At 31.9% G+C, this 17,069-nt stretch carries 17 protein-coding genes; 11 read left to right on the forward strand and 6 right to left on the reverse strand.

Annotated elements, in window-relative coordinates; translation table 11 throughout:
- The first annotated feature begins 13 nt into the window (after nucleotides 1-13).
- The 6 genes from guaB (at nucleotide 14) to AX016_RS10345 (ending at nucleotide 4,671) form a co-directional block, all read left to right on the forward strand.
- The gene (guaB, locus tag AX016_RS10320) at nucleotides 14-1,486 is read left to right on the forward strand and encodes an IMP dehydrogenase (protein ID WP_100895528.1); all 1,473 of its coding nucleotides are present in this window, start codon (nucleotides 14-16) and stop codon (nucleotides 1,484-1,486) included.
- 118 nt (nucleotides 1,487-1,604) lie between these two features.
- Entirely contained in the window at nucleotides 1,605-1,937 is a 333-nt protein-coding gene (locus tag AX016_RS10325; protein ID WP_100895529.1) for an ArsR/SmtB family transcription factor, read from the forward strand.
- Nucleotides 1,938-1,959: 22 nt separating this feature from the next.
- Nucleotides 1,960-2,430 carry a DUF6428 family protein gene (locus tag AX016_RS10330; protein ID WP_100895530.1) on the forward strand — a complete coding sequence of 157 codons (471 nt, stop codon included), beginning with the start codon at nucleotides 1,960-1,962 and terminating at the stop codon, nucleotides 2,428-2,430.
- Between the two features lie 24 nt (nucleotides 2,431-2,454).
- Nucleotides 2,455-3,069: an arsenate-mycothiol transferase ArsC gene (locus AX016_RS10335; protein ID WP_100895531.1), complete on the forward strand. Its 615-nt coding sequence runs from the start codon at nucleotides 2,455-2,457 to the stop codon at nucleotides 3,067-3,069.
- Entirely contained in the window at nucleotides 3,069-4,109 is a 1,041-nt protein-coding gene (arsB, locus tag AX016_RS10340; protein WP_100895532.1) for an ACR3 family arsenite efflux transporter, read from the forward strand. The genes AX016_RS10335 and arsB overlap by 1 nt, the downstream gene beginning before the upstream one ends.
- Before the next feature lie 52 nt (nucleotides 4,110-4,161).
- On the forward strand, nucleotides 4,162-4,671 hold the full coding sequence (locus tag AX016_RS10345) for a DUF3124 domain-containing protein (RefSeq protein WP_100895533.1): 510 nt from the start codon (nucleotides 4,162-4,164) through the stop codon (nucleotides 4,669-4,671).
- Between the two features lie 67 nt (nucleotides 4,672-4,738).
- Here the strand turns inward: AX016_RS10345 and AX016_RS10350 are convergent, their stop codons facing one another.
- Nucleotides 4,739-5,272, reverse strand: coding sequence for a thioredoxin family protein (locus tag AX016_RS10350; protein ID WP_100895534.1), 534 nt, complete (start codon nucleotides 5,270-5,272; stop codon nucleotides 4,739-4,741).
- Between the two features lie 172 nt (nucleotides 5,273-5,444).
- On the opposite strand from AX016_RS10350, the gene AX016_RS10355 reads away from it, so the two are divergent.
- Nucleotides 5,445-6,116, forward strand: a complete 672-nt coding sequence (locus tag AX016_RS10355) for a hypothetical protein (RefSeq protein WP_100895535.1) — start codon at nucleotides 5,445-5,447, stop codon at nucleotides 6,114-6,116.
- Between the two features lie 35 nt (nucleotides 6,117-6,151).
- Here AX016_RS10355 and lysA read toward each other — a convergent pair whose 3' ends face one another.
- Nucleotides 6,152-7,390 carry a diaminopimelate decarboxylase gene (gene lysA, locus AX016_RS10360; RefSeq protein ID WP_100895536.1) on the reverse strand — a complete coding sequence of 413 codons (1,239 nt, stop codon included), beginning with the start codon at nucleotides 7,388-7,390 and terminating at the stop codon, nucleotides 6,152-6,154.
- A gap of 224 nt (nucleotides 7,391-7,614) precedes the next feature.
- On the opposite strand from lysA, the gene sucC reads away from it, so the two are divergent.
- Nucleotides 7,615-8,805, forward strand: coding sequence for an ADP-forming succinate--CoA ligase subunit beta (gene sucC / locus AX016_RS10365; RefSeq protein ID WP_100895537.1), 1,191 nt, complete (start codon nucleotides 7,615-7,617; stop codon nucleotides 8,803-8,805).
- Between the two features lie 70 nt (nucleotides 8,806-8,875).
- Here sucC and AX016_RS10370 read toward each other — a convergent pair whose 3' ends face one another.
- On the reverse strand, nucleotides 8,876-9,262 hold the full coding sequence (locus AX016_RS10370; protein WP_100895538.1) for a DUF1456 family protein: 387 nt from the start codon (nucleotides 9,260-9,262) through the stop codon (nucleotides 8,876-8,878).
- 134 nt (nucleotides 9,263-9,396) lie between these two features.
- Between AX016_RS10370 and AX016_RS10375 the strand changes: the two genes are divergently transcribed.
- Complete coding sequence (locus AX016_RS10375) at nucleotides 9,397-9,804, forward strand: hypothetical protein (RefSeq protein ID WP_100895539.1); 408 nt, start codon at nucleotides 9,397-9,399, stop codon at nucleotides 9,802-9,804.
- 210 nt (nucleotides 9,805-10,014) lie between these two features.
- Nucleotides 10,015-10,437: an Hsp20/alpha crystallin family protein gene (locus AX016_RS10380; protein WP_100895540.1), complete on the forward strand. Its 423-nt coding sequence runs from the start codon at nucleotides 10,015-10,017 to the stop codon at nucleotides 10,435-10,437.
- A 100-nt stretch (nucleotides 10,438-10,537) separates the two neighbouring features.
- Here AX016_RS10380 and uvrB read toward each other — a convergent pair whose 3' ends face one another.
- Together uvrB and AX016_RS10390 are read right to left on the reverse strand one after the other, a co-directional pair.
- A complete protein-coding gene (uvrB, locus tag AX016_RS10385) occupies nucleotides 10,538-12,523 on the reverse strand; it encodes an excinuclease ABC subunit UvrB (RefSeq protein WP_100895541.1) in 1,986 nt (661 codons plus the stop codon).
- A 134-nt stretch (nucleotides 12,524-12,657) separates the two neighbouring features.
- On the reverse strand, nucleotides 12,658-15,384 hold the full coding sequence (locus tag AX016_RS10390) for a T9SS type B sorting domain-containing protein (protein ID WP_100895542.1): 2,727 nt from the start codon (nucleotides 15,382-15,384) through the stop codon (nucleotides 12,658-12,660).
- 135 nt (nucleotides 15,385-15,519) lie between these two features.
- Between AX016_RS10390 and AX016_RS10395 the strand changes: the two genes are divergently transcribed.
- Nucleotides 15,520-16,209, forward strand: a complete 690-nt coding sequence (locus tag AX016_RS10395) for a hypothetical protein (RefSeq protein WP_100895543.1) — start codon at nucleotides 15,520-15,522, stop codon at nucleotides 16,207-16,209.
- A gap of 20 nt (nucleotides 16,210-16,229) precedes the next feature.
- Here the strand turns inward: AX016_RS10395 and AX016_RS10400 are convergent, their stop codons facing one another.
- On the reverse strand, nucleotides 16,230-17,063 hold the full coding sequence (locus AX016_RS10400) for an ABC transporter permease (protein WP_100895544.1): 834 nt from the start codon (nucleotides 17,061-17,063) through the stop codon (nucleotides 16,230-16,232).
- Nucleotides 17,064-17,069: the final 6 nt, after the last annotated feature.

Here is a 17,069-nt window from a genome sequence, read left to right on the forward strand (position 1 = left end):
ATCCTTAATTGCTATGCAAGCTCACCTAAATAAAATTGTTGGAGAAGGTCTTACTTATGACGACGTACTCCTAGTTCCTGCTTTTTCAGAAGTGCTTCCTAGAGAAGTAAGTATAAAAGCAAAATTCACTAAAAACATAACTATTAATGTACCAATTGTCTCTGCGGCAATGGATACCGTTACAGAATCTCGTATGGCCATTGCTATGGCGCAAGAAGGCGGTATTGGTGTGTTACATAAAAATATGACTATTGCAGAGCAAGCTGCAAAGGTGCGTAAGGTTAAGCGTGCAGAGAGTGGTATGATTATAGATCCGGTTACTTTACCGTTAGATTCTGTTGTACGCGATGCAAAAGCTAATATGAAAGAGTTTAGTATTGGTGGTATTCCAATAGTAGATAAAGAAGGAAAGTTAATTGGTATTGTTACCAATAGAGATCTTCGTTTTGAAAAAAATAATGACAGACCAATTTCTGAAGTTATGACTTCTAAAAATTTGGTAACTGTTAGTGAAGGTACTTCTTTGGCACAAGCAGAAGATATATTACAAGAAAATAAAATTGAAAAGCTACCAGTTGTAGATAAAGACAACAAATTGGTAGGTTTAATTACGTTTAGAGATATTACAAAGCTTACGTTAAAACCAATAGCAAATAAAGATACATATGGTAGGCTTAGGGTTGCTGCTGCTTTAGGTGTTACTGCAGATGCAGTAGAGCGTGCAGAAGCATTAGTAAATGCAGGCGTAGATGCAGTAATTATAGATACGGCTCACGGACATACTAAAGGTGTGGTGGCTGTGTTAAAAGAGGTTAAAAAGAAATTTCCAGACTTAGATGTTATTGTGGGTAACATAGCAACTGCAGAGGCTGCTAAATACTTAGTAGAAGCAGGTGCAGATGCTGTAAAAGTTGGTATTGGACCAGGATCTATTTGTACAACAAGGGTTGTTGCTGGTGTTGGTTTTCCTCAGTTTTCTGCTGTATTAGAGGTTGCTGCAGCTATTAAAGGTAGTGGAGTTCCTGTAATTGCAGATGGCGGAATCAGATATACTGGTGATATACCTAAAGCTATTGCAGCTGGTGCAGATACTGTAATGTTAGGCTCTTTATTGGCTGGTACAAAAGAATCTCCAGGAGAAACTATTATTTATGAAGGAAGAAAGTTTAAATCTTACCGTGGTATGGGTTCTGTAGAAGCTATGAAACAAGGTAGTAAAGATCGTTACTTCCAAGATGTTGAAGATGATATTAAAAAATTAGTACCAGAAGGTATTGTAGGTCGTGTACCTTACAAAGGTGAGTTATACGAGAGTATTCATCAATTTGTTGGTGGTTTACGTGCAGGTATGGGCTACTGTGGTGCAAAAGATATAGAAACGCTAAAAGAAACAGGTAAATTTGTTAAAATTACCGCTAGTGGTATTAATGAAAGTCACCCTCATGATGTTACAATTACTAAAGAGTCTCCTAATTATAGCAGATAAACTTTATTTTTTATAATACAAATGCAGTATAGCTTTTTTAGTTATGCTGCATTTTTTTTTGATCAAATTTTCTTATTTGCACATATTAATCGTAATATTGCAATAAACAAATTAAGTTATGGGTTTAGCCAAAACAGAAATATTTACAGAGGACCAAAATCAGATAGCAATTTATGCTAAAGCCTTTAGTCACCCAGCACGTGTAGCTATACTTCAACATTTATTTAAAATTAATGCCTGTATCTGCGGAGATTTAGTTGGAGTAATTGGTTTGGCGCAACCAACAATTTCTCAGCATTTAAAAGAATTAAAATTATTAGGATTAATAAAAGGAAATGTAGAAGGAACTAGTGTTTGTTATTGCATACATCCAGAGAATTGGAAAAAAATGAAAGCTGTAATGAATCAGTTTTTAGATCAAGATTTAGAAGTAGACAATGGTTGTTGTTAAGTATAATTTAAAATAGAATAATATGAAATTATCAGAAGTTAAAGCAAATTTAAAGAGTTTAGATAAAATTGCATTTCAATTACCTAATGGTGATTTAGTACCTAGTCATTTTCATGTAACAGAAGTGGGTAAGGTTACAAAAAACTTTATAGACTGTGGAGGTACAGTTAGGAATGAGGAAGCTGTAAGTTTTCAATTATGGAATGAGCAAGACTACGACCATAGATTGCACCCAGAAAAATTGGTTAGTATTATAGAATTATCTGAAAAAGTTTTAGGAATTGAAGATTTAGATGTAGAAGTAGAATACCAAGGAGATACTATTGGTAGGTACGGATTAGATTTTGACGGAACTAACTTTTTGCTAATATCAAAATTAACAGACTGTTTAGCTAAAGATAAATGTGGCATTCCAGAAAAGAAAGAAAAAGTAAAATTGGCTAGTATACAAGCGTCAGGTAATAGTTGCGAACCAAATTCTGGTTGTTGCTAGAGTTAAATAATTAAATATTTTAAAATGATTTTTGAAGAAATTAATTCCTTTATCAGTAATTTAAAAGATGTAGCTGTTAGTGACGAGCGAAAAGTAGTATTGCAACCATTGGCTGACTTTGTGCAAGATAAAGTAGAAAAGGACCAAGAGGTACGCCTAAATTTTATATGCACACATAACTCTAGAAGAAGTCATTTATCTCAGGTTTGGGCACAAACAATGGCGGCATATTTTAATATTAAAAATGTTACGTGCTATTCTGGTGGTACAGAAGCTACTGCGCTTTTTCCTATGGTGGCAAAAACGCTAAGTAATACAGGTTTTAAAATTGAAAAGTTAGCAGAAACAGACAATCCTATCTATAGTATTAAGTATGATGTAAATGCAGTGCCAATTATTGGTTTCTCTAAAAAGTATGATGATGATTTTAATCCTGATTCAGAATTTGCAGCAATAATGACTTGTTCACAAGCAGATGGTGGTTGCCCTTTTATTGCAGGAGCAGAAAAACGTATTCCTATAACTTTTGAAGATCCAAAAGCTTTTGATGGTACTCCACAACAAGCAGAAAAATACCAAGAGAGAAGTCAACAAATAGCTTCAGAAATGTTTTATTTATTTTCAAATATTAAAAAATAATGGCGGGTAAAAAATTAAGTTTTTTAGATAGTTATCTAACATTGTGGATTTTTATAGCAATGGTTTTAGGTGTTGGTATTGGTTATTTTGTACCTGCTTTTCCTAATATTATAGATTCTTTTAGCGTAGGTACAACTAACATTCCTATTGCTATAGGATTAATTATAATGATGTATCCACCTTTAGCAAAAGTAAACTATGCATTGCTCCCTAAGGTGTTTAAAAACACAAAAATACTATCAATTTCATTAATTCTTAACTGGATTATTGGTCCTGTATTAATGTTTTTTTTAGCTATTATTTTTTTACAGGATTATCCAGAGTATATGGTTGGACTTATTTTAATAGGTTTAGCGCGTTGTATAGCAATGGTTCTTGTTTGGAACGATTTAGCAGAGGGTAGTAGCGAGTATGGAGCTGGTTTGGTAGCTTTAAACAGTATTTTTCAGGTATTTGCGTATAGTTTTTATGCTTGGTTGTTTATTACTGTTTTACCTCCTTATTTTGGTTTTGAAGGTGCCATTGTAGATATTTCTGTTGGTGCAATTGCAGAAAGTGTTGCGGTTTATTTAGGTTTACCTTTTCTATTAGGAATTTTAAGTAGGTTAATACTAGTAAACTTAAAAGGAGAGGAGTGGTACAATACTAAGTTTATACCAACAATTTCACCACTTACATTAATAGCTTTATTGTTTACAATAGTACTAATGTTTTCTTTAAAAGGAGAGTTGATTGTAGAAATACCTATGGATGTGGTAATTATTGCAATACCATTATTAATATACTTTACTCTAATGTTTATTATTGGCTTTTTCTTTACTAAAGCAACTGGTGCTAGTTATGATAAAACTACGGCTGTAGCATTTACGGCAGCTGGTAATAATTTTGAGCTGGCTATAGCTGTTGCCATTGCTGTATTTGGCTTAAATTCTGGTCAGGCTTTTACAGGTGTAATAGGGCCATTGGTAGAAGTGCCAGCTTTGATACTGCTGGTTAGAGTGTCATTTTGGTTAAGAAAAAAGTATTTTGCTAAAGCATAAAATATATGGTAAAACTATATTTTGTGTAACTTAGTCTTAAAATTAGATGTAGATGAAAAACGCTGTTTTAATATTGTTTTTGGTTATAACTTTTGGTTCTTGTAAAGAGCAAAAAGAAACTACTACTGCAAGTACAGTAAACTGGAATAAAAGAAGCGTAGATTATAAAATTTCAGATTCTTTAAAAGCAGGAAAAACATATTTGTCGGTCTATTCACAAGTTTATAGTCAATCAGAGCATACTACTCATGATTTAACGGCAACAGTAAATATGCGTAATACAAGTAGTACAGATACGTTATATATTTTGCAAGCGGAATATTATAATACAGCGGGTAAATTAATACGTAATTATAACAAAAAATCAATATATATTGCTCCTATGGAGAGTGTTGCAATTGTTATAGATGAACACGATAAAGAAGGAGGAACAGGAGGTAACTTTATTTTTGATTGGAAAATAAATAAATTGACTAGTAAGCCGCTTTTTGAAGGTGTTTTTATATCTACAAAAGGTCAGCAAGGGTTATCCTTTATAACTCAAGGTAAAACTATAAAATAGTAAAAATACAGCATAAAAAAAGCGCTCTAAATTAATTTAGAGCGCTTTTTAGTATTTATAAAGATTGTTATTCGGCTTTAGTATCGTACTCTACCCATTTCTTAGTTTTGTGTATATCTTCTCCAAAATATTTTGCTATTTTTAAAAACGGTTTAGGTTTTTGGTAACCAGGAACAGGAGAAAGCATTTGTTGTTTTTCGTCTAAAAAAATTGTTGTTGGGTAGCTCATCTTACCTTGCATTAAAGCAGCTGCAAACTCGTGGTAACCACTTCTTCCAGAGGCAACAAATTTATATGTATTTCCTTTGTACTCTAATGGTTCTTTACGTTCACCATCTAGCTTTACCATGTAATAGTTTTTAGCCATATATTTGGCTACTTCTGGATTTTGAAACGTATCAGCATCCATTTTTTTACACCATCCACACCAATCTGTGTAAACATCTATAAACATTTTTTTTGGCTCTTTATCTGTTTTAGCAAGTTCTACAGCTTCTTCCCAGCTCAACCACTTTACTTCTTGCGCATTTGTGGTAAAAGATGTAAATGCTAAAAATAATATAGCACAAATTTGTATGGTGTTTATAGATTTAAATTTCATAGTATGTATTTTGTTTTTAGTCTGGTAACCTTAAAAAAGCTAACGAAAAATATAAAAAATTATTTTACAAAGATAGTATACTCCCTGTTTACCGTGATGTAATTTAACAGAAACAAGGGTAATGTAGGTCTTATATGCGTCATAAATTTGCAATATAATTAGCAAAGTTAAAATGAATATACAAAATATTTTTCCGTCATTATTGGTAGAAACACCTAAAGTTATTTTAGATAAGATTATAGCTCATAATGCTATAGATAATCAGCAAAACAAAGCTACAGTATCTTTAAATTTAAGTTCTGGTGTTTATATAGAAGGTACTCCAATTAAAATAAATACAGAAAATAATATTTTGGTAATTATTTCTGGTGAAGAAATTAGCTATGTGCAAATGGCGCAAATAGATTGTATACGTATTAATAATTTTACTCGTTTTGTAGATCTTTTAACAGATGATACATATTTTGAAGTAAAAGATGAATTGGTGCCTACACCATTAGAATTAAAAAGGAAACAAAGAGAAATTGAAGAATATTTAGAAACTGCATTTGGTGTTAAATTAGTAAATACAGCTTTAGAAGAAGCAAAAGAATCTAAGATTGAAAAATATCAAATGCAAGAATTTTTTTCTAGTTTAATGCAAAGTATAAAAAACATTGGTGGGTACAAAGAAGGAAAAGAGGCTTTAGAAACAGTAAGTGTATTAACAATAGCGTCTACCAGTAATAAATTAAATGTAAAGAAAAATACAGAAGGTAATTTAGAATTAGAAGTAAATTTTAAAGAAAAATTTGAAGCTAATTTTAGAGAACAATTAGAAAATAAAATAGAAGATAGTTTGTAAGTTTAGTTGATGCTTTAAAAGGCAAAAGCCACTGTTTATTTAACAGTGGCTTTTTCTTTTTTAGTAAATAAATTTTTTACATCTACTTGGTTTTTTATAAGGTCATCTAGTGTTTCTCTTTCTCGTATTAAAATAGCTTCACCCTTGTGCCATAACACTTCTGGTGGTCTAAATCTAGAGTTGTAATTACTGGCCATTGTAAAACAATATGCTCCTGCATTACGAAAACATAGAATATCCCCTTCAGATATTTCATTAATTCTACGGTTACTGGCAAAGGTATCGGTCTCGCAAATATACCCCACAACAGAGTAGTAACGTTCTCTGCCTTTTGGGTTAGATATATTTTCAATCTCGTGTGAAGATCCGTAAAGCATTGGTCTAATTAAGTGGTTAAAGCCAGAATCTATACTAGCAAATACAGTAGAAGTAGTCTGTTTAACTACGTTTACTTTAGCTAAAAAGAAACCAGACTCACTCACTAAAAATTTACCAGGTTCAAAAGCTAAGGTTAACTCTTTACCATATTCTTTACAAAAGGCATTAAATTTTGCACTTAATTTTTGTCCTAACTCTTCAACATTAGTTTCTATATCACCAGTTTTGTAAGGTACTTTAAAGCCGCTACCAAAATCTATAAAATCTAAGTTTTTAAAGTTTTTAGCAGTTTCAAAAAGTATTTCAGATGCGTATAAGAAAACATCAATATCTAAAATATCACTACCAGTATGCATATGTATACCGTTAATATTCATTTTAGTTAGGTCTACAATACGTAACAAATGAGGAATCTGGTGAATACTAATTCCAAATTTAGAATCTATATGACCTACAGATATGTTAGAGTTACCACCAGCCATAACGTGCGGGTTAATTCTAATACACACAGGTATGTTTGGGTGTTTGCTTCCAAACTGTTCTAATACAGACAAGTTGTCTATGTTAATACGTACGCCTAATGCTGCAGCTCTTTCAATTTCTTCTAAAGAAACTCCGTTTGGTGTGTATATAATAGACTCTGGCTTAAAACCAGCCAAAAGTCCAAGTTCTACCTCTTGTATAGAAACAGTATCTAAACCGCTACCTAAAGAATTCATTAAGCGTAAAATAGATATGTTAGACAATGCTTTAGCAGCATAGTTAAGTTTTAATTTTTTAACACCCTTAAAAGCATTTGTTAGTCTTTGATATTGGGAAATAATTTTTTCCGAATCATAAACATAAACGGGATCTCCGTATGTTTTTGCAATTTTTAATAAATCGGATGCTTGCATAACTGTAATTGTTTATTTTTATAAGACAAAACTAAGATAGTTATTTCTAGGTTCAAAAAATATAGTTGCATTATTATTAAAAAATAACAATTTGTTACATATGTAACATTATTATGTTTTATTTCGATGTATCACTATAATAATAGGAAGCTAACCTAAAATTAATTAGAGAAATTGACCTTGGTTTCTTATTTTTGTACCAGAACAAAATATACCTAATATATATGAACCTTCACGAATATCAAGGAAAAGAGATTTTAGCAAGCTTTGGCGTACGTATACAACGCGGAATAGTTGCACATAATGCACAAGAAGCTGTTGCTGCTGCAAAGCAACTTACACAAGAAACTGGTACTGGATGGCATGTTATAAAAGCACAAGTGCACGCTGGTGGTAGAGGTAAAGGTGGGGGAGTTAAACTTGCCAAAAATTTAAACGAAGTAGAAGAAATTGCAGGTAACATTATTGGGATGAACCTAATTACACCACAAACTTCTGCAGAGGGTAAAAAAGTTCACCAAGTATTAGTAGCAGAAGATGTTTACTATCCAGGCGAAACTGAAACATCAGAATTCTATATGTCTGTATTGTTAAACAGAGCTACTGGTAGAAATATGATTATGTATTCTACAGAAGGTGGTATGGATATAGAAGAAGTTGCAGAAAGTACTCCGCACTTAATTTTCACAGAAGAAATAGATCCAGCAACAGGTTTACTAGGTTTTCAGGCACGTAAAATTGCTTTTAACTTAGGATTATCTGGTTTAGCATTTAAAGAAATGACAAAATTTGTTGCTTCTTTATATAAGGCTTATGTAGAGAGTGATTCTAGTATGTTTGAAATTAACCCAGTTTTAAAAACATCAGACAATAAAATTATGGCTGTAGATGCTAAAGTATCTATAGACGATAATGCATTATACAGAAGAAAGCAATACGCAGAAATGAGAGATTTGCGTGAAGAAAACCCTATAGAGGTTGAAGCTGGAGCATTAGGATTAAACTATGTAGATTTAGACGGTAACGTTGGTTGTATGGTTAATGGTGCTGGTTTAGCAATGGCTACTATGGATTTAATAAAGCAAGCAGGTGGTGAGCCAGCTAACTTTTTAGATGTTGGTGGTACTGCAGATGCTGCACGTGTAGAGGCTGCTTTTAAAATTATATTAAAAGATCCTGCTGTAAAAGCAATCTTAATTAATATTTTTGGTGGTATTGTACGTTGTGACCGTGTTGCACAAGGTGTTATAGATGCTTATAAAAATATGGGAACTATAAATGTACCAATTATTGTACGTTTACAAGGTACTAATGCAGATATAGCTAAAGAATTAATAGACAATTCTGGTTTAGATGTACAGTCTGCAGTACAGTTCCAAGAAGCTGCAGATAAAGTAAAAGAAGTTTTAGCTTAAGCTAAAAAAAGTTATACTAAAAAAGGGACAATCTTTAGATTGTCCCTTTTTTTATGCTTTAAAAAAAATATTATTTTTTCTTATTCTTATATTTTACGCTGCTTAAATCCTGAGACTTGTTTTTTTCTCTAACCTTATCTTTATAAATAGGTTTAGGTTTATTGTTTGCGTATATTTTTTTCTTTGGCAAGCTAGTTTTTCCTTTTTTAGCTAAAGCTTCAGCGGGTGTAGTAGGGTTATCCTTAGAACCACGTAAATATATAACCAGTCCGTTTAAAAAGTTACGTAGTATTTGATCTCCGCACTCCATATATTTAGGATGATCTTCTTTTCTAAAAAAAGCACCAAGTTCACTTGTAGTAATTTTAAAATCTACTAATTTTAATATTTCTACAATATCATCATCACGTAACATAAGCGCGACTCTTAATTTTTTTAGAGTATCATTATTCGTCATAAAAAATATTATTTTGCACAAAGTTACATTAAATATACCATTGATACATAATTGAGTATCAGTTATACATTTTCTATGCATTTTCTTGTCTGTTTTTTATAAAATGCACTATATTGCTGTCCAGAAATTTTGCTATGTCTATAGAAACCAATTATTTAAAAAAACTAAGTGTATTGCTAGATTTAATTGATTTAGCAAAGGTAGACGGATTAGTACAGTCTGAGTACGACTTTTTACTAGAAGTAGCAGAGGATTTAGGTGTAGACGCAGTTGTTTTAGATTCTCTTTTTGAAGCAAAAATAGAGCGAATTAAGCCAGGTACAGAAGCAGAAAAGGTTAGTCATTTTTTTAACTTAGTTAAATTAATGAATGTAGATGAAAAACAATCTATACTAGAAATTAATAAATTACACAAATTAGGATTAGGTATGGGCTTATCTCCAATGGCCATACAACAAGTGCTATCTATTATGCACAATTACCCTAATAAGGAAGTACCATTAAGTATAATAGAAGAAGCTTTTAAAGCACAACAGAACTAAAAATCACCCTATTTTAAATAGTAATAACAGTGGCTATACCATTCTTTATTGTTTGGTTTGGCTTATTTTGACGTGTTTACACTAAAAAAACAAGCCATTTTGTCATTACTACACAGTGTTTAAGTGTCAAAAAGTCACTATTTATGTGTTGGTATAACATTTGAAAAGTAACATAACAAGAATAAATATTAAAATTTAAAATTGTTAGTTATGAGTTTAGTTAAAAGAAATACAGTTTTTCCTTCATTATTAAATGAAATATTAAATACAGATTGGTATGGTGGTTTAGAGAGTAATTCACCTAATACAGCACCAGTTAACATTAAAGAAAACGAAAAAGATTATACCATAGAGTTACTAGCTCCAGGTAGAGAAAAAGAAGACTTTAATATAGAAGTAGATAAAAATATTTTATCTGTGTCTGTAGTAGATGAAAAAGTAAATACAGATGTAAAAGAGAAGTTTTCTTTAAAAGAATTTAGCTTAAAAAGTTTTAAAAGAACCTTTAGCTTACCAGATACTATTAATGAAGATAGTATTAATGTAACCTATAACAATGGAATTTTAAAATTTACATTACCTAAAAAAGAAGAAGCATTACCTAAGCCAAAAAGGCTAATAGATATTGCATAATAAGTTTTAAATATTGTTTTACACGCTAGGTAAAACAATATTAGATTTGGTTGGTTAGTTTTTGTAAAATGCCCCAAGCTTGATTGCTTAGGGCATTTTTTTATTTTTCTTGTAATGCTTTTATTTCATCTCTTAATTTAGCAGCTTGCATAAAATCTAATTCTTTAGCAGCTTTTTCCATAGCCTTACGTTTTTCACGAACCATTTTTTCTTTTTGGTCTGTAGTTAAGTAAGCCATATCTGGTTCTGCAGCTCTTGCTTCTTCTTTTTCAAAATGATAAGTAGAAACAGAATTTTGAGACAAAGCACTATCCAAACTTTTATTTAAGGCCATAGGCTTTTTATTATGTTTGGTATTGTATGCAATTTGGCGTTCTCTTCTATAGTTGGTCTCATCAATAGTTTTTTGCATACTAGCAGTAATTTTATCAGCATACATAATAGCTTTACCATTTACATTTCTTGCAGCTCTACCAACAGTTTGTGTTAAAGAACGTGCACTACGTAGAAAACCTTCTTTATCAGCATCTAAAATAGCAACAAAAGACACCTCAGGTAAATCTAACCCTTCTCTTAAAAGGTTTACACCAATAAGCACATCAAATAAACCTTTACGTAAATCTTGCATAATTTCTACTCGCTCTAGAGTGTCTACATCACTGTGTATATAACGGCAACGTACACTAATACGGTCTAAATATTTAGCCAATTCTTCCGCCATACGCTTGGTAAGTGTAGTAACTAAAGTGCGCTCATCTTTTTCTATACGCAAGTGTATTTCCTCTACCAAATCATCAATTTGGTTTAAACTAGGTCTTATTTCTATTATAGGGTCTAGTAAACCTGTAGGTCTAATTACTTGCTCTACATACACACCACCACTTAGTTGTAATTCATAATCTGCTGGTGTAGCACTTACGTGTATTACCTGGTTTTGTATCATTTCAAACTCTTCAAACTTTAATGGTCTGTTATCCATTGCAGCAGGTAATCTAAAACCATATTCTACTAAGTTTTCTTTTCTACTTCTGTCACCACCATACATAGCGTGTACTTGTGGTACAGTAACGTGACTCTCGTCTATCACCATTAAATAATCATCCGGAAAATAATCTAATAAACAAAAGGGTCTAGTTCCCGGTAGTCTACCATCTAAATATCTAGAGTAGTTTTCTATACCAGAACAATAGCCAAGTTCACGTATCATTTCTAAATCAAACGTAGTACGTTCCTCTAAACGTTTCGCTTCTAAATGTTTACCAATTTCCTTAAAATAATCAACCTGTTTAACCATATCTGCTTGTATAGCGTGTATGGCATTTTGTAAAATATCTGGCGATGTTACAAACATATTAGCAGGGTAAATTGTCAAGTTTTCATACACCTCTAGAACCTTATTATGCAAAGGGTCAAAAGCTTCAATTTCTTCAACTTCATCACCAAAAAAATGAATTCTAAATGCGTGGTCTGCATAACTAGGAAAAACATCTACCACATCTCCCTTAACTCTAAAATTACCATTTCTAAAATCTTCTGTAGTTCTAGAGTATAAACTTTGTACTAATTGATGTAAAAATTTAGTTCTAGAAATAACCTGATCTTTTTTTATAGAAATTACATTTTTCTGAAACTCCACAGGGTTACCAATACCATATAAACAAGACACAGACGCAATAACAATAACATCTCTACGACCAGAGAGTAGGGAAGATGTTGCACTTAAACGCAATTTTTCTATATCCTCGTTTATAGACAAATCTTTCTCTATAAAAGTACCTGTAGTTGGTATGTATGCCTCTGGCTGGTAATAATCATAGTAAGACACAAAATACTCTACAGCATTTTCAGGAAAAAACTGTTTAAACTCAGAGTACAACTGTGCTGCCAGCGTTTTATTGTGTGCTAAAACCAAGGTGGGTTTTTGTACCTTTTCTACCACATTTGCCACCGTAAACGTTTTTCCAGAGCCTGTAACTCCTAATAGAGTTTGGTGTTTTTCTCCTTCATTTACCCCTTTAACCAACTCCTTAATTGCTTGTGGTTGGTCACCAGTAGGTTCAAATTTTGATACAACTTTAAATTTCATAGATTAAAAGTAACAAATACCGCAATAAAAGCATACAAATAAGTAATGTATTTTGGGCGCTCGGGCGGGCTTTACGCTATACTCCGTTTTGCCTATCGGCAAATACGTGGTGCCGCTTCAATCCCTAGCGCAGCTTATCGTTTTAAAGAAAAATGACCGTTAAAGTCTCTGCCATTTTCAAGTTTAGCTCTAAACCAATAGTCAGACTCAGGAACCGGAATCCCTTTGCTATCGCCATCCCAACCGCTAGAACTGGGGTCTATTTTAGCAACAAGCACACCGTATCTATCAAAAATATAAATATCACTTTTAGCTAAAAAAGTAGAACTAATACCACTAATTTGCCAAGTATCATTAATAGCATCACCGTTAGGTGTAAACGTTTTAGGGTAGCCAATTACAGAAACTTCAAAAGGAGCTGTAGTTCCGCATCCTTTTTTATCTCTAACAAAAACCTCTAAAATACCTGTAGGCACATTAGTAAAAGTGTTGCTATCTTGGTATGGACCAAGTGGATTTAGAATTGCATATTCGTAATCACCATCACCAGTAACAATAATACTAATACTATTGTTGTTACTTAAATCCTTAACCTCTACATTAGTAATTACAGCTATGTTAGACGGCGTAACTTTAAACTCTTTACTATTAACACAATTTAGTGTACCACCATTGTAACTGTAACCAACCTCTAACCTGTAGTTTCCAACAGCAGTAATAGTTGCGTTTGCTGTATTAGAAATTAAATTTTCAGTGCCATTAGCTTCAATTTTTAACCATTGGTACATATCAAACCCAACTTCTGCATTTAGTTCTAAAACAGGATTGTCTGTACATAAAAAATACTCGTCATTAATAACAACTTCTGGGGTTGGTTGTACAATTAAAGTAATTTCTTCCACGCCTTGGCATTGATTACTAGCTTCTAGTCTGGCATATAAAGTTGCCGAAGTAGAAATATAATCCTCACCAGAAATAGGATTAAACTCTAAAGAAGCATCTTGAATAGAAGCATAAAAACTAACTTCCAGTCCAGGGTAATCTTTAGTTTTTATAGCGTCTAGGTTAAAAGAGCCTGTTTTTTCTGTATCTAAAGCATTAACATCACACGCATAATATGGTAATCTAGTTGGTAAACTGCTTGTGGTAGGTTGTACTTCTAAAATTAACTCTGCGTAAACAACACAGTTGTTTTCGTTAGTAACACTGGTATATATGGTTTGCTTAGTAGCCGTTGTGTTTCTGTAACCAATTGGGTTTGTAATTGGATTGTTAGCATCACGATCTGTTATTGATGCGTAAAAATTGACCGTATTTTCTGCAATACCATTGGAAATATCAAAACTAGCTTGCTCTAGATTAAAACTAGCAAAACCATCTGTAGAATTGCTATCTAAATCGCACTGTGTTAAAGTAGTGTTTAAGGCAATAGGTAATGTGTTAATATTTACTTGTGCTTCTCCAATTATAGGACATTCTGATGGGTCTGCTGGAGTAACTTCTAATGCATATTTTCCGGCATCTGCTAAAGTTGCGTTAGTAATGTTTAATATATTACTATTATTTATTATTGGTACTCCGTTTAAAGACCATGCGTAAGTTGCTCCAGGAAAATTATCTACTTCTAGTGTAAAATTATCTGTTTCACAAATAGTTAAAGATGGACTAGTACTTCCGTCTGTATTTTTAACTAAATCTTCTTTAGCAAAAAAAGACTGTATAAAAGGAGGTAATCCCTGTGTAGCTAATTTTCCTTGTAAGTTTACAGCATTGTGCTGGTAACCAGCTGCAGTGCCTAATTGATTGGGGTTGTTAATAACACCTAAATACTGTGTTCCTTGGTCATAAGAGTTTGCAATGGTTCTGTAAATTTTACCATTTTCGGCCAATTGTAAAGCGCCACGGTAAATGTTTCTATTGTCTAAAATAACTTCACTAGAAGAGATGTTTGCGGCTGTTAAATTGTATTGTAAAAGGTTAGATGTTTCTGTGACTAAACCTTGTTGGGCATTGTAAGTGTGTACGTAAAGCAACTTGTTGTTAGGCGAAAATTCTAGACCGTATGGATCTTTATTTGGAGCATTAATGTTTATACGTTGTTCATTACTCAGTACACCAGTATCTGCATTAAAATCGTATAAATATAAACCTTGACTAACGTTAGCTGATGCCATTTTGGTACCATCTGCAGATAGTTTTAAATAACCTCTTTTGTCTGTTATAAAACTATTTACTTTAGATTTTACAGAGGTCGTCACAACACCAGTGTCATTTACTTCAAAAGCGTGAAAAGTATCAAAAACCCCCTCGCTACCATCATTGGTTGCATAGGTAATTACCCAAACAGATTTATTAAAACAATCTTTAAGAACCGCTGTAATTTTCTCAGAGCAATAATCTAAAAGTCGAACGTTTTTAGACGTAACAGCTCCTTTTCCTCCATCTAAAGACATATCTACAGTAGAATAATTAAGGCCATAATCTGGATCTGTTTCAATAACACTAGTATCTACAGTAAAAATGTAAAAAATATTAGTGTCTTTTTGGTTGGGAACAATTAATGCCGACTGAGAACTAGATGGGTCTCCGTACAAGCCAGTACCATTTTGCATAAGAACATGGTCTTTGGTATATACTCGTATGCCATCTGTGTAAAATAATAAATTACCAGTGTCATCAGATATTGTAGCACAACCTTCAGTAGTATTTAATTTACCATCTGTAACAGCGGTAACGCTACCATCATTATTAAAACGCAAACCAGCACCTTCTCCAAAATACCAGTTAGAAGCCTGAGTTTGGCCAAAAGAAAGTAAGGGCAACAGCAGAGCCATTGCAAGGAGTTTTGTGGTTGGTTTCATAAAAGCGTTCTCTAAAACGCTTAAATATACTTATAAATCTCTTTTTTTTAACATAAAATTATACATTAATTATACTATTGGGTTGATTTTTGTAAGAAATTTATATTGTAGTTTAAATTATTAAAAATAGTTATTATGAGAAAATCAATAATCAAATCAACCAAATTAAAAACACTATTTATAGTATTGTTTGTAGGTGTTTTACATTTAGAAGCTCAAGTTTCTGATGTTAATTTAACAAACTTGTATAGTAGAATGACAGTGACATCTTTTGATAGCTCTTCTTCAGGCGATATTAAAGGAGATAGTTATATAATAGATGACTTTAGACCAGCTAAATTAGCAAAGGATAAAAAAACATTTTTTGTAAGGTACAATGCTTATAAAGATGAAATGGAAATTCAACGAGGTAAAGATGCTTATTATTTATCTCGTTTTTATGATTTACCTATTATTTTCGTTAACACAAATGAAGTATACAAGATGTTTGATTATGATAAAGGAAAAAAAACGGGTTATTTTCTTTTACTAAAAGAAGGAGAAAAAATTTCTTTATTACTAAAACAAACAATTAAATATTATGAAGCTCATAAAGCAAAAACTGGTTATGGTAAATCAGAACCTAAAAGATTAGAGAGAGAGGATGATGTTTTATATTATTCTAACAAGGAAAATATTGCTGTTAAGATGCCAAAGAAGAAAAAAGATATTATTGGTTTATTTGACAGCAAAGAAAAAGATCTGGAAAGTTTTATAAAACAGAATAATTTGAATTTGAAGAAAAAAGAAGACTTAATTAAACTTTTTTCTTTTTATAACTCATAAATTGAAAAAAAAAGCGAGACTTACAAGTCTCGCTTTTTTAGTAATACGTATGATAAATATATAAAAATAGCGGTCCAGCATAATACAATTACCAATTGTAAAGGTTGCACACTATAATCTCTAGATATATCTTCACCAACTTGCTGCGCTGCAGACTTAATAACATTTAACCTACTAAAAGGTTCTGTAATGGTACTCCACATAGATCCAAAAGGGAAAAAGCTAGTTACATTATCTGCTAATTCTTTAGAGTATTTAGATGCTAAGTATGTGTAAGGGATAATTTCTGCTCCAATAAACCAGATAAATAAAAAGCCTAATGCAAAAGCAGAACGTTTTACCAATACAGCAACAAAAAAGCAGAAAGAGAAAAAACCAATAAGTTTTACAAAGTATGCTACCAAATATTCTAAATCAGAAAAAATAATTGAAGCTTCATTAAAATCTGAATAAATTAAACCCAGAAATAATGAAATAAGGAATATAAAAATAGTAGATGCTAAAGAGAATACACCTATTGTTAAAAATTTTGAGAGTATTAATTCCTTTTTAGATAAGCCGTCTATTAGGTTTTGTTTTATTGTTTTGTTGCTATATTCATTAGCAATCATAGAGACTATAACAATGGCTAAAAAGAGTTTTAAAAAGGCGGCCATAAACGTGTTAAAGTGCCATATGTATGGAAAATTGAAAATACCAACATCTGCAATATGAAATTTTAAAGGACCAAAATCTACCTTTATCATAGATATACCAGCTATAAGTATCATTAATATAAAGTAAGCAAGTATTAAAACTTTACTAGCTCTATTATTCCATAATTTTATAAATTCTATTTGTAGTAAACGTAACATATTTTT

The sequence above is a fragment of the Cellulophaga sp. RHA19 genome, assembly GCF_002813425.1.
Classification (GTDB): domain Bacteria; phylum Bacteroidota; class Bacteroidia; order Flavobacteriales; family Flavobacteriaceae; genus Cellulophaga.

Coding starts and splice junctions, on each gene's coding strand:
- sucC (WP_100895537.1), top strand. CDS start 7,615: ATGAACCTTCACGAATATCAAGGAAAAGAGATTTTAGCAAGCTTTGGC.
- AX016_RS10345 (WP_100895533.1), top strand. CDS start 4,162: ATGAAAAACGCTGTTTTAATATTGTTTTTGGTTATAACTTTTGGTTCT.
- guaB (WP_100895528.1), top strand. CDS start 14: ATGCAAGCTCACCTAAATAAAATTGTTGGAGAAGGTCTTACTTATGAC.
- AX016_RS10380 (WP_100895540.1), top strand. CDS start 10,015: ATGAGTTTAGTTAAAAGAAATACAGTTTTTCCTTCATTATTAAATGAA.
- AX016_RS10335 (WP_100895531.1), top strand. CDS start 2,455: ATGATTTTTGAAGAAATTAATTCCTTTATCAGTAATTTAAAAGATGTA.
- arsB (WP_100895532.1), top strand. CDS start 3,069: ATGGCGGGTAAAAAATTAAGTTTTTTAGATAGTTATCTAACATTGTGG.
- AX016_RS10370 (WP_100895538.1), bottom strand. CDS start 9,262: ATGACGAATAATGATACTCTAAAAAAATTAAGAGTCGCGCTTATGTTA.
- AX016_RS10355 (WP_100895535.1), top strand. CDS start 5,445: ATGAATATACAAAATATTTTTCCGTCATTATTGGTAGAAACACCTAAA.
- AX016_RS10375 (WP_100895539.1), top strand. CDS start 9,397: ATGTCTATAGAAACCAATTATTTAAAAAAACTAAGTGTATTGCTAGAT.
- AX016_RS10395 (WP_100895543.1), top strand. CDS start 15,520: ATGAGAAAATCAATAATCAAATCAACCAAATTAAAAACACTATTTATA.
- AX016_RS10325 (WP_100895529.1), top strand. CDS start 1,605: ATGGGTTTAGCCAAAACAGAAATATTTACAGAGGACCAAAATCAGATA.
- AX016_RS10330 (WP_100895530.1), top strand. CDS start 1,960: ATGAAATTATCAGAAGTTAAAGCAAATTTAAAGAGTTTAGATAAAATT.
- AX016_RS10390 (WP_100895542.1), bottom strand. CDS start 15,384: ATGAAACCAACCACAAAACTCCTTGCAATGGCTCTGCTGTTGCCCTTA.
- lysA (WP_100895536.1), bottom strand. CDS start 7,390: ATGCAAGCATCCGATTTATTAAAAATTGCAAAAACATACGGAGATCCC.
- AX016_RS10350 (WP_100895534.1), bottom strand. CDS start 5,272: ATGAAATTTAAATCTATAAACACCATACAAATTTGTGCTATATTATTT.
- uvrB (WP_100895541.1), bottom strand. CDS start 12,523: ATGAAATTTAAAGTTGTATCAAAATTTGAACCTACTGGTGACCAACCA.
- AX016_RS10400 (WP_100895544.1), bottom strand. CDS start 17,063: ATGTTACGTTTACTACAAATAGAATTTATAAAATTATGGAATAATAGA.